Origin of the sequence: Kitasatospora sp. NPDC057512 (assembly GCF_042802135.1) — a bacterium.
Classification (GTDB): Bacteria; Actinomycetota; Actinomycetes; order Streptomycetales; family Streptomycetaceae; genus Kitasatospora.
On the sequence record NZ_JBHVET010000224.1, the window covers coordinates 1 to 11,283 of the forward strand.

Consider the following 11,283-nt stretch of genomic DNA (forward strand, 5'->3'; position numbering starts at 1 on the left):
GCCCAGCGGCCCACCGGCCCGTCGGCCGCCGACCCGTCAGGCGGCCGACGCCACCCTCGCCGCCCCGGTCGGGCCCGCCGCCCCGGCCGGACCCGACAGCTCGGCCGGCCCCGCCAGGTCGGCCGGCCGCAGCCGCAGCACGCACACCAGCGCCAGCGCCAGCACCCCGCCCGCCGACAGGAAGACCACGTCCACCGCGTCCGTGAAGCTGCGCACCGCGTGCTCGCGCGCCGCCCCGGTCAGCGCCCGGACCGCGCCGAGCGGCCGCCCCGGCTCGCCCGCCTCGAAGACCCGGGTCAGCACGGTGCCGAAGAGCGCCGCGCCGAGCGCGCTGCCGAGGCTCTGGAAGAACCGGATCCCGGTGGTCGCCACCCCCAGCTGGTGCCGGGGCGCGGTCTCCTGCACCACCGTGACCAGCTGGCCGATCAGCTGCCCCAGCCCGCAACCCAGCAGGGCGAGTTCGGCCAGCACGGCCCACAGCCCGGTGTCCGGCCCGCTGAGGCCGAGCAGGGCGAGGGCGAGCGTGGCGCAGGCCGCGCCGGCCGCCAGGAAGGTCCGGGGCGGGTGGCCGCGCCCGGTCAGCCGGCCGACCAGCAGGCCGGCCGCCGTCATCCCGGCCGCCATCGGGACCAGGTAGAGGCTGGCCGAGGTCGGGGCGACGCCCCGGGCGATCTGCAGGTAGAGCATCACGTACATGATCGAGCCGACCATGCCCATCCCGACCAGCCCCTGGATCGCGAAGCCCAGCCGCACCGCGCGGATCCGGAACAGCGACAGCGGCAGCACCGGCTCGGCGGCGGTGGCCTGCCGCCACAGGAAGAGGCCGAACGCGGCCAGGGTGGCGGCGGCGAGCCCGAGGATCACCGGGGAGGTCCAGGCGTGGTCCTTGCCGCCCCACTCGGTGACCAGCAGCAGCCCGGTCGCGAAGGCCGCCGCGAGGGCCGCGCCGACGAAGTCCAGGCTCCGGCGGCCGGTCGCCGGGGGCAGCTTGACCACCAGGGCGACGCCGACCAGCACCAGCAGGCCGAGCGGCAGGTTGACGTAGAAGATCCAGCGCCAGCCGAGGTGGTCGGTGAACAGCGCGCCGATCAGCGGGCCGACCGCCATGCCGAGGCCCGCGACGATCCCGCCCATCGCCCCGCCCTTGGCGCCGCCGCGCTCCTCCGGGTCCTTGAACTGGGCGATGACCACCATCGTGACGCTCATCAGCCCGCCGCCGCCGATGCCCTGCACCGCCCGGAAGGCGATCAGCTGGTCCATCGACCGCGCCGCCCCGCAGAGCGCCGAGCCGAGCAGGAAGGTCCCGATGGCCCCGAGCAGCACGCGTTTGGCGCCGTACACGTCGCAGAGCCTGCCGTACAGCGGCAGCAGCGCGGTGGCGGCCAGCGCGAACGCGCTGACCAGCCAGGGCAGCCGGTCCACGCCGTGGACGGGGTCGAGGTCGCGGACGATCGGCACGGTGGCGGCCGACACGATGTTCATGTCGAGCACCGCCAGCACGATCGTGACCAGGCAGAGCAGCATGCCCAGCTTGCGCTGGGCCGTGGTCATCAGCGCGGCATCCGGCGGCGCGGATGCGGCGGCAGGTAGAGCGGCAGCGGCGGTGGTGGCCATGGTCGAGTCCCCCCAGGGTCCGTCGGGTTCGCACCGGGGCCGGGGCGGCCGGCGGCACGCCCTCACCATGGCAGCGTTTTTTGACCCGGTCAATTCTTCATCCCGACCAATCTTTCTTCCGAGTCAACATTTGAGCCTGGTACAGTTCCCCCATGGCGATGCGACCCGCACAGGACTTCGGCCCCGACGTCGACCTCGACGCCCTCCCGCTGCGCGAGCGCAAGAAGTTCCAGACCGGCATGCGGATCTTCCGCACGGCCGTCGCGCTGTTCACCGAACGCGGCTTCGACCAGGTCTCGGTCGCGGAGATCGCCGCCGCCGCCGAGGTGTCCAAGATGACCGTCTTCAACTACTTCCCCACCAAGGAAGACCTGGTCATGGGCCCGATGGAGCAGCACCTCGACGAGCCGGCCCAGGCGGTGCGCGACCGCGCCCCGGGCACCTCGGCGGTGACGGCGCTGCGCGAGCAGTTCCTCGCCGCACTGGAGCGCTTCGACCCGGCCGCCGGACTGAACGACGACCGGATCGTGCTCGACGTGGTCCGGCTGATCCACCGCACCCCCGCGCTGACCGCCCGCGCCACCCACGGCTTCGACCGGCTGGCGCACGCCGCGCTCTCCGCCGAACTGCTCGCCCAGGACCCGGCCCACGACGAGCTGACCGCCCGGGTCGCCACCGCCCAGCTGCTCGCCGTCCGGGTCGCGCTGATCGCCGCCAACCACCGGCGGATGCTGGCCGGCGAGCGCGCCGCCGACGCCCTGCCCGCCGTCCTGGAGGAGGCCCGCCGGGCCTTCGCCCTGCTCGAACACGGCCTCGGCGACTACTGCACCCGCGCCGCCTGAGAGAGTTGGCGCACCACGACCGACCCGGAGGTGCGCATGGACCAGCCGCTGCTCACGCGGGACCGCTCCGCCCTGCCCGCGCGGGCCGAGGGCCTCAACGCGTACGTCGGCCAGGACGGCGTCGCCGTCCTGGAGTTCGCCCGCCCGCACCGCCGCAACGCGGTGACCCTCGCGATCTGGCAGGCGCTGCCCAAGGTGCTGGATCAGCTGGCCGGCCACCCGGGCGTGCGCGTCCTGCTGCTCACCGGCGCCGGCAACACCTTCAGCGCGGGCGCGGACATCGCCGAACTCTCCGAGGTGTACGGCGATCCGGACCGCGCGGAGGCCTACCACGCGACCAACGTCGCCGCCGAGGAGGCGCTGGCGGCCTTCCCGCACCCGACCCTCGCCGTCGTGCACGGCGCCTGCGTCGGCGGCGGCTGCCAGCTGGCCGTCGCCTGCGACCTGCGGTTCGTCGCCGAGGACGCCCGGCTCGGGATCACCCCGGCCAAGCTCGGCGTGGTCTACCCGGCGGTGCCGACCGTACGGCTGGCCCGGCTGATCGGCCCGGCCCGGGCCAAGTACCTGCTGTTCTCCGGCGAGTTGGTGGCCGGCCGGGACGCGCTGCCGCTCGGCCTGGCCGAACGCGTCCTGCCGGACGCCGAACTGGACGCCGCCGCACTGGACTTCGCCCGGCTGCTGACCCTTCGCTCCGCCCGGACCGTCGGCGCGGCGAAGGCCGTCCTGGACGCCCCGCCCGAGCGGGCCGACGAGGTCCTGGCCCCCTGGCTGCTCCGCGCCCGGGAGGGATCGGACGTCCGCGAGGGCCTGGCCGCCTTCCTGGAGGGCCGCCCCGCCCGGTTCTGAACGGGAACGCTTCCGAGCGGGAACGGTGCGGGCCCGGCAGGGGCCCGGCCCGGCAGGGGCCCGGCCCGGCGGAAGGGGTCGCACCAGCCCACGTACGATCATCCGACCAGAACCCGTCCACCCCTTCCCGCCCCGGAGCACCCACCCCGATGACGACCGAGGCCGAGGCCGTGCCCGCCCCGCCCGCCCCCACCCGCCGGACGGCCCTGGCCCGCCGGATCACCGACGGCCTGGAGCCGAAGAACGTGATCCTCGTGCTGCTCCCGCTGCTGGGCGGCCTCCGCTACGGCTGGCCGGGCATCGGCTGGGCGCTGTTCGCCGCCCTGTTCGCCGCCGTCGTCCCGACCCTGATCATCGGCCACGGCATGCGCAAGGGCACCGTGGCGGACCGTCACGTCGGCCGACGGCAGCGCCGGCTGACCCTCTTCCCGCTCATCATGGGCTCGGTGCTACTCAGCTTCGCGGTGATGATCGGACTGGACGCTCCGGCCGACCTGACCGCGCTGGTGCTGGCGATGTTCGCCTCGCTGGTCCCGATCCTGGTGATCACCGCCTGGTGGAAGGTCTCCGTGCACACCGCCGTCGCCACCGGCGCGGTGGTCTGCCTCGCCATCGCGCTCGGGCCGCTCTGGCTGCTGCTCGGCGCGCTGGTCCCGCTGATCGGGTGGTCCCGGGTGGTGCTGCGGGACCACACCGCCGCCCAGACGGCCGTCGGCGCGGTGGTGGGCGCGCTCGCCGCCGGCCTCACCTTCTGGGCCGCGCGCTGACGGGCCGCGCGCTGACGGGCGGCCCACCGGCCGGGACGGCCAGGGCGACCGGGGCGGCCGCGGCGAGCACGGCGCCCGGTCAGCGGATCGGCACCCCCGAGATCGCCCGGGCGATCACCAGCCGCTGGATCTCGCTGGTCCCCTCGAAGATCGAGTAGATCGCGCTGTCCCGGTGCATCCGCTCCACCGGGTACTCCCGGGTGAAGCCGTTCCCGCCGAGGATCTGCATCGCCTGCGCGGTCACGTACTTGGCGGTCTCGCCCGCGTACAGCTTGGACATCGAGCCCTCGGCCGCCGTGAACGGCTGGTTGTTGACCGCCATCCAGGAGGCCCGCCAGACCAGCAGCCGGGCCGCGTCGATCCGGGTCCTCATGTCGGCGAGCTGGAAGGCCACGCCCTGGTTGTCGATGATCGGCCGGCCGAACTGCTCCCGGGTCCTCGCGTAGTCCAGCGCCACCTCGTACGCGGCCCGGGCGATGCCGATCGCCTGCGCGCCGACGGCCGGGCGGGAGGCCTCGAAGGTGGCCATCGCCGCGTTGCCCCGGCCGCCGGGGCGCTTGACGCCCTCGCGGGCCCGGGCGAGGCGCTCGTCCAGCTTCTCCTTGCCGCCGAGCAGGCAGCTGCCGGGGACCCGGACGCCGTCCAGCACCACCTCGGCGGTGTGCGAGGCGCGGATGCCGTGCTTCTTGAACTTCTGCCCCTGGCTCAGCCCCGGGGTGCCCGGCGGGACGACGAAGGAGGCCTGGCCCTTGGCGCCGAGCTCCGGGTCGACGGTGGCGACCACCACGTGGACGGCGGCGATCCCGCCGTTGGTGGCCCAGGTCTTGGTGCCGGTGAGCACCCACTCGTCCTTGGCCGCGTCGTACACCGCCCGGGTGCGCAGCGCCGAGACGTCGGAGCCGGCGTCCGGCTCGGAGGAGCAGAAGGCGGCCACCTTGACGTCCTCCGGGGTGCCGAACATCTGCGGGGTCCAGGTGCCGATCTGCTCGTCGGTGCCGTTGGCCAGCACCGCGACGGCGGCCAGGGTGGTGCCGACGATGGACAGCCCGATGCCCGCGTCGCCCCAGAACAGCTCCTCCATGGCGATCGGGATGCCGACGCCGGAGGGGTCGAAGTACTGCTGGGCGTAGAAGTCCAGCGAGTAGATGCCGAGTTTGGCGGCCTCCTGGATGACCGGCCAGGGGGTCTCCTCGCGCTCGTCCCACTCGGCCGCGGCGGGGCGCATCACGTCGGCGGCGAAGCCGTGCAGCCAGTCGCGTACGGCGAGCTGGTCCGCACCCGGGTCCAGCGAGAACGTGCTGCTCATGGGGCTTGCCTCCGAAGACGTGTGCGGCCGACCGGGGTGTTACCACGGGTAACATCGTCGGAGTCTGCTACTGATTGGTAACCGGTGTCAACGCCCGGACGGACCCCAACTCCGAGGAGCAGCGCATGTCCCGAGAGCCCCGCCGCGAGCAACTGCTCAACGCCGCCGACCGGGTCGTCCAACGCGAGGGGCCGGGCGCCAGCATGAACGCCATCGCCGCCGAGGCCGGCATCACCAAGCCGATCCTCTATCGCCACTTCGGCGACCGGAACGGCCTGATCAGAGCCCTGACCGAGCGCCACACCGGCGGACTGCTGGCCGCCGTCCGGGCCGCCCTCGCCGAGCCGCTGGAGCGCCGCGACCGGGTCGAGCACGTCCTGGACACCTACCTCGCCGGCATCGAGGCCCGCCCCCAGGTCTACCGGCTGCTCACCCACCCCGAGCCGGGCGACCCGAGCGGCGCCGGCAACGCGCTCGCCCCCGCGCTCCGGCAGATCGCCGAGGAGATCACCCGGGCCGTGCAGAGCCAGGTCGACCTCGGCGCCGACCGCGACCTGCTCGCCGAGGCCTGGGGCCGGGGCATCACCGGCATGGTGCTGGCCGCCGGGGACTGGTGGTTGGAGACCAGACCCTGCTCGCGGGCCCGGATGGTGCAGGCGCTGGCCGACCTGCTCTGGGGCCGGCTGGCCGCCGCCGCGGACCGGCCGACCGCCGTCCTGCCGACCGCGCCCGAACCGGCCGCGGACTGAACCCTCCGTAGACTGAACTCTTGTGCTGCGCCCGGCAGTCCGGGCATCATCGGGCCCCACCCCCACCCCCCGCCGTGCGAGGTCCCCGATGCGCCTGCGCCGCACCGCCGTCGCCCTGCTGCTCGCCGCCACCGCCGCCCTCACCACCGTCCCGGCCTCGGCCCACGACGGCCCCCCGGACCGCTTCCCCACCGGAACGGCCACCGCCGCCGACGGCCGCACCGCCCTCACCGACGCCCAGGGCCGCCGGCTCCTCCTGCGCGGCTTCAACCTCGACAAGTACGCCGAGGCCACCCCGGCCGACCTCGACTCCGTCGCCGCCCAGGGCTTCACCCTGGTCCGGCTGCCGGTCTCCTGGACCAGGCTGGAACCCCGGCGCGGCCGCCTCGACCCCACCGAGCTGCACCGCGTCCAGCGCCTCCTCGACCGGGCCGACCGGCTGGGCCTGCTGGTCCTGGTCGACTTCCACCAGGACGTCTACGGACCGGCGTTCGGCGGCGGCACCAACGGCGTCCCCGTCTGGGCCACCCGGGACGACGGCCTGCCGTTCACGCCGGACCCGGACGACTGGTTCGCCGGCTACTTCCAGCCCGCCGTCCAGGCCGCGTTCCGCCACCTCTACGACGACCCCGACCTGCGCGCCTGGCAGGCCGACTTCTACACCCGGCTCGCCCGCGAACTGCGCGGCCACCGCTCGCTGCTGGGCTACGACCTGTTCAACGAGCCGTTCGGCCCGGTGGACGGCGATCCGAGCGACCCGGCCGTGCTGGCCGCCGCCGCCTCCGCCCTGGAGCAGGGCCGGCTGGCCGACATGTACCGCCGCCTGATCGCCGCCGTGCGCCGGGCCGACTCCCGCGCCTGGCTGTTCGTCGAGCCGACCGTGCTGGTCGGCCAGGGCGTGCCCACCAGCCTGCCCGGCTTCGCCGACCCCCGCCCCGGCGCGGCCCGGCTCGGCTACGCGCCGCACTTCTACGACACCGCGGTCGAGGGCGGCGCCGACTGGAACCCCGCCGACGGCTTCGTCGAGCGGTACACCGCCGCGATCACCGGCTACCCGGCCGCCCACCGCCTGCCCGTCCTGGTCGGCGAGTGGGGCCCGCCGGACTCCCGCACCCCGGGCAACACCGAACTGGTCCGCCGTCAGACCGCCGCGATGGACGGCTTCGCCGAGGGCTGGACGATGTGGTACTGGTGCCGGGGCAACGGCGGCTACTGCGCGCTCGACCCGGCCGGACGCCCCGCCCCCGGCGACGAACCCGCCTTCGGCCCGTACCCGGTGGCCGTCGCGGGCACGGACGTCCGCACCGACGTCCGCACCGACGGCGCCACCGTCCGCTGGCGCGCCGACGGCACCGGGCGCGGCAGCGAACTCCTGCTCCCCCCGGCCGCGTTCCCGCACGGGGCCCGGGTCGCCGTCTCCCCCGCCGGCGCCCGGGTCGAGGTCGACCAGCCGACGGGCGGGCGCGCGGGAACCGTCCGCGTCCGGCTCCCGCACACCCGCCGGGGCACAACCGTGACGGTCACGGTCACCGCGGCACAACCGTGACCGCGACCGCGACGGTCAGACCAGCCCCCGGCGGGCCAGCAGCGGCCCGGTCTCCGGCGCCCGGCCGACCACCGCGCGGAAGGACTCCAGCGGGTCCCGGCTGAACCCGCGCGCCAGCAGCTCGCGCCGGAACAGCTCGCCGCTCTCCCGCACCGCGCGCCCGTTGTTCTCGAACCACTGCACGGTGTCGGCGTCCAGCACCTCCGACCAGATGTACGCGTAGTACGCGGCGCTGTAGCCGCTGGAGAAGATGTGCTGGAAGTACGCCGTCCGGTAGCGCGGCGGGATCGCGTCCACCGCGATCCCGGCCGCGGCGAGCGCCCGCGCCTCGAACTCCTCGGCGTCCGCGACCTCCTCGCCCCGCGGCACGGTGTGCCACGCCCAGTCCAGCAGCGTGGCCGCCAGGTACTCCACCGTCCGGAAGCCCTGCCCGAAGCCCTCGGCCGCCGTCATCCGCTCGACCAGCTCGGCCGGCAGCGGCTCCCCGGTCGCGTGGTGGCGGGCGTAGTTGGCCAGCACCTCCGGCCGGACCATCCACATCTCGTTGACCTGCGAGGGGAACTCGACGAAGTCCCGGGGCACCGAGGTGCCGGAGAACAGCGGGTAGCACACGTCCGAGAACAGCCCGTGCAGCGCGTGCCCGAACTCGTGGAACAGCGTGCGCACCTCGTCCCAGTCCATCAGCACCGGCTCGCCGGGCGCCGGGCGCGGGATGTTGAGGTTGTTCAGGACCACCGGACGCTGCCCGGTCAGCCCGGACTGGGCCACCAGCGCGTCCATCCAGGCACCGCCGCGCTTGGACGCCCGGGCGTGGAAGTCGCCGATGAACAGGCCCAGCGGGGTGCCGTCCTCCTCGAACACCTCGAAGACCCGGGCGTCCCGGTGGTGGGCCGTCAGCTCCGGCCGCTCGGTGAAGGTCACCCCGTACGCCAGGTTCGCGGCGAAGAACACGCCGTCCCGCAGCACCCGCTCCAGCTCGAAGTACGGGCGCAGCACGGCCGCGTCCACCTGGTAGGAGCTCTGCCGGACCTTCTCCGAGTAGTACGCCCAGTCGTGCGCGGCGATCTCCGCGATGCCGTCCGCGGCCGCGGCCCTGGCCAGCTCGGCGGCCTCCCGGCGGGCGTTGGCCACCGCCGGCTCCACCAGCCGGGCCAGCAGCGAGGAGACCGCCTCGACGGTGCCGGCCGTCTCGTCCGCCACCACGTACGCGGCGTGGCTCGGGTACCCGAGCAGTGCGGCCCGCTCGGCGCGCAGCCCGGCCATCCGGATCGCCAGCGGGCCGTTGGCCTCGACGCCCCGGCCGAGCGAGGCGGCCAGCAGCCGTTCGCGCACCGCGCGGTCGGTGAGCTGGGCCAGCTCGGGCTGGCCGGAGGTGTTCTTCAGGCTCAGCACGTACCGGCCGTCGTGGCCCAGCACCCGGGCGTTCTCGGCGGCCCCGGCGATCGCGCCCTCGGACAGCCCGGCCAGCTCCTCGGCGGAGTCCAGGACCAGCGCGGCGGCCCGGGTGGCGGCGTTCACGTTCTGCTGGAACGTGGTGCCGAGCGCGGCGAGTTCGGCGTTCAGCTCGCGCAGCCGGGCCTGCTCGGCCGCGCCCAGCCGGGCTCCGGAGCGCACGAAGTCGGTGTACCGGCGCTCCAGCAGGCGCAGCGACTCCGGGTCCAGGCCGAGCCCGGCGCGGTCCTCGTACAGCGCCTCGACCCGGGCGAACAGCGCGAGGTCCAGGTGGATCGCGTCGTGGTGGGCGGCGAGCAGCGGGCTCACCTTCGCCTCCACCTCGTCCAGCACGTCGGTGGTGTCCGAGGAGGACTGGTTGCGGAACACCGCGTCGACCCGGCGCAGCAGCTCCCCGGAGCGCTCCATGGCCACCAGGGTGTTCTCGAAGGTCGGCAGGCTCCGGTCCGCGGTGATCGCCGCGATCTCGGCCAGCTGCTCGGCCATCCCCCGCTCGTACGCGGGCAGGTAGTGCTCCTCGCGGATCTCGGCGAACGGCGGGAGCTCGTAGACCAGCGGGCTGGCCTGGAAGAACGGGTTCACGGTCATTTCGCGAACCCTACGCCGTGTCCCCAGCCGTGCCCACGTGCTTTTACCGCCCCTGGCAGGGGCCTGGGTGCCGCCCGTTGTCGTACCCACCCGTTACCGTCGACGCGCGGGCCCGTCGGTCGCGGGCCGCGGCGTGCCCGTCCGCGGGCCCGCGTCCCCGTACCCGTCCCCGCACGCCCGACCGCGCGCCGGAGAGGAGCAGCCCCCGTGGCACCCAGGACCGCCCTCGCGCCCGATCCGCACGGCCCCGGCGGCCGGCTCCAGCCGCTGGACGACGCGGGCCGGCCGCTCGGCCCGCCGGAGGCCGTCCGCGACCTCGCCACCGCCGTCGCCGCCCGGGAGGCCGCCGACCACCCGCGCTGGGTCTGGGCCGCCGCCGACTCCGGGTACGCCCCGCTGCTGCCGCGCCTGCCCGACCGGCTCGCCCGCTGCCACGACCTGCGGCTGGTCGAGGCGCTGCTACTGGCGCACGAGGACCGGTTCGGCGCGCCGCGCTCGCTCGGCGCCGCCTGGGCGCGGCTGCGGAACCTGCCCGTCCCGGCGGACCTGCCCGAGCCCGGCCTGGCCGACGCCGACGACGGGCAGGACACCCTGTTCGCCCCCGACCGGCTGCAACTGCCGCCCGGCGCGGACCCGTTGGAGGCCGTGGTCGCGGTCCACGCCGAACAGCAGAGCCGGATCGCCGCCATCGCCGACCCGGGCGCCCGGCAGCGGTTCCGGCTGCTGGTCGCCGCCGAGTCGGCCGGCGCCCTGGTGGCCGCCGAGACGGCCCACGACGGGCTGCCCTGGCGGGCCGACGTCCACGACCGGCTGCTGACGGAACTGCTCGGCCCCCGCCCGACCGTCCCCGGCACCCAGCCCAGGGTCCTCGCGGAGCTCGCCGTCGACCTCCAGCAGGCCCTCGGCGCCAAGCCGTTCAACCCCGACTCGCACACCCAGGTGCTGCGCGCCTTCGCCGAGGCGGGCATCCAGCTCGGCTCCACCCGCTCCTGGGAGCTCAAGGGCATCGACCACCCGGCCGCGCGGCTGCTGGTCCGCTACAAGGAGCTGTCCCGGATCCACGTCGCGCACGGCTGGGCCTGGCAGGACGCCTGGGCCCGCGGCGGCCGGTTCCGGCCCGAGTACGTGGTCGGCGGCGTGGTCTCCGGCCGCTGGGCCAGCCGCGGCGGCGGCGCCCTGCAGATCCCGCGCATCCTGCGCCGCGCCGTGGTCGCCGACCCCGGCTGGCTGCTGGTCGTCGCCGACGCCGCCCAGCTGGAGCCCCGGGTGCTCGCCGCGCTCTCCCAGGACGCCGGGCTGGCCCGTACCGCGGCCGGCGGCGACCTGTACGAGGCGCTCGCCGCCCAGGCCTTCCAGGGCGACCGGGACAAGGCCAAGCTCGGCCTGCTCGGCGCCATGTACGGGCAGACCAGCGGCGACATCGGCCCGCTGCTGAACACCCTGCACCGCCGCTACCCGGCCGCGATGGGCTACGTCGAGGCCGCCGCCCGCACCGGCGAGGACGGCGGCGTGGTCGCCTCCCGGCTCGGCCGGGTCTGCCCGCCGGCCTCCGCCGACTTCCTCGACCTCACCG

9 protein-coding genes are annotated in these 11,283 nt (G+C 75.3%); 6 read left to right on the top strand and 3 right to left on the bottom strand.

The window, feature by feature from the left end:
* Positions 1-36 precede the first annotated feature (36 nt).
* Positions 37-1,614: an MFS transporter gene (locus ACFU6K_RS16915; protein ID WP_380663760.1), complete on the bottom strand. Its 1,578-nt coding sequence runs from the start codon at positions 1,612-1,614 to the stop codon at positions 37-39.
* A 152-nt stretch (positions 1,615-1,766) separates the two neighbouring features.
* On the opposite strand from ACFU6K_RS16915, the gene ACFU6K_RS16920 reads away from it, so the two are divergent.
* The 3 genes from ACFU6K_RS16920 (at position 1,767) to ACFU6K_RS16930 (ending at position 4,069) form a co-directional block, all read left to right on the top strand.
* Positions 1,767-2,456, top strand: coding sequence for a TetR family transcriptional regulator (locus tag ACFU6K_RS16920; protein ID WP_380663761.1), 690 nt, complete (start codon positions 1,767-1,769; stop codon positions 2,454-2,456).
* Between the two features lie 36 nt (positions 2,457-2,492).
* Positions 2,493-3,302, top strand: a complete 810-nt coding sequence (locus ACFU6K_RS16925; protein ID WP_380663763.1) for an enoyl-CoA hydratase/isomerase family protein — start codon at positions 2,493-2,495, stop codon at positions 3,300-3,302.
* Between the two features lie 149 nt (positions 3,303-3,451).
* Positions 3,452-4,069: a hypothetical protein gene (locus ACFU6K_RS16930; RefSeq protein WP_380663764.1), complete on the top strand. Its 618-nt coding sequence runs from the start codon at positions 3,452-3,454 to the stop codon at positions 4,067-4,069.
* Positions 4,070-4,148: 79 nt separating this feature from the next.
* Here ACFU6K_RS16930 and ACFU6K_RS16935 read toward each other — a convergent pair whose 3' ends face one another.
* Positions 4,149-5,375 carry an acyl-CoA dehydrogenase family protein gene (locus ACFU6K_RS16935; protein ID WP_380663765.1) on the bottom strand — a complete coding sequence of 409 codons (1,227 nt, stop codon included), beginning with the start codon at positions 5,373-5,375 and terminating at the stop codon, positions 4,149-4,151.
* Between the two features lie 125 nt (positions 5,376-5,500).
* Between ACFU6K_RS16935 and ACFU6K_RS16940 the strand changes: the two genes are divergently transcribed.
* Positions 5,501-6,124 carry a TetR family transcriptional regulator gene (locus ACFU6K_RS16940; RefSeq protein ID WP_049655722.1) on the top strand — a complete coding sequence of 208 codons (624 nt, stop codon included), beginning with the start codon at positions 5,501-5,503 and terminating at the stop codon, positions 6,122-6,124.
* Positions 6,125-6,212: 88 nt separating this feature from the next.
* A complete protein-coding gene (locus ACFU6K_RS16945) occupies positions 6,213-7,670 on the top strand; it encodes a cellulase family glycosylhydrolase (protein WP_380663767.1) in 1,458 nt (485 codons plus the stop codon).
* 15 nt (positions 7,671-7,685) lie between these two features.
* Here the strand turns inward: ACFU6K_RS16945 and ACFU6K_RS16950 are convergent, their stop codons facing one another.
* Entirely contained in the window at positions 7,686-9,710 is a 2,025-nt protein-coding gene (locus ACFU6K_RS16950; protein WP_380663768.1) for a M3 family metallopeptidase, read from the bottom strand.
* A 207-nt stretch (positions 9,711-9,917) separates the two neighbouring features.
* Between ACFU6K_RS16950 and ACFU6K_RS16955 the strand changes: the two genes are divergently transcribed.
* On the top strand, positions 9,918-11,283 hold a 1,366-nt coding region (locus ACFU6K_RS16955), incomplete at its 3' end, for a bifunctional 3'-5' exonuclease/DNA polymerase (RefSeq protein ID WP_380663770.1).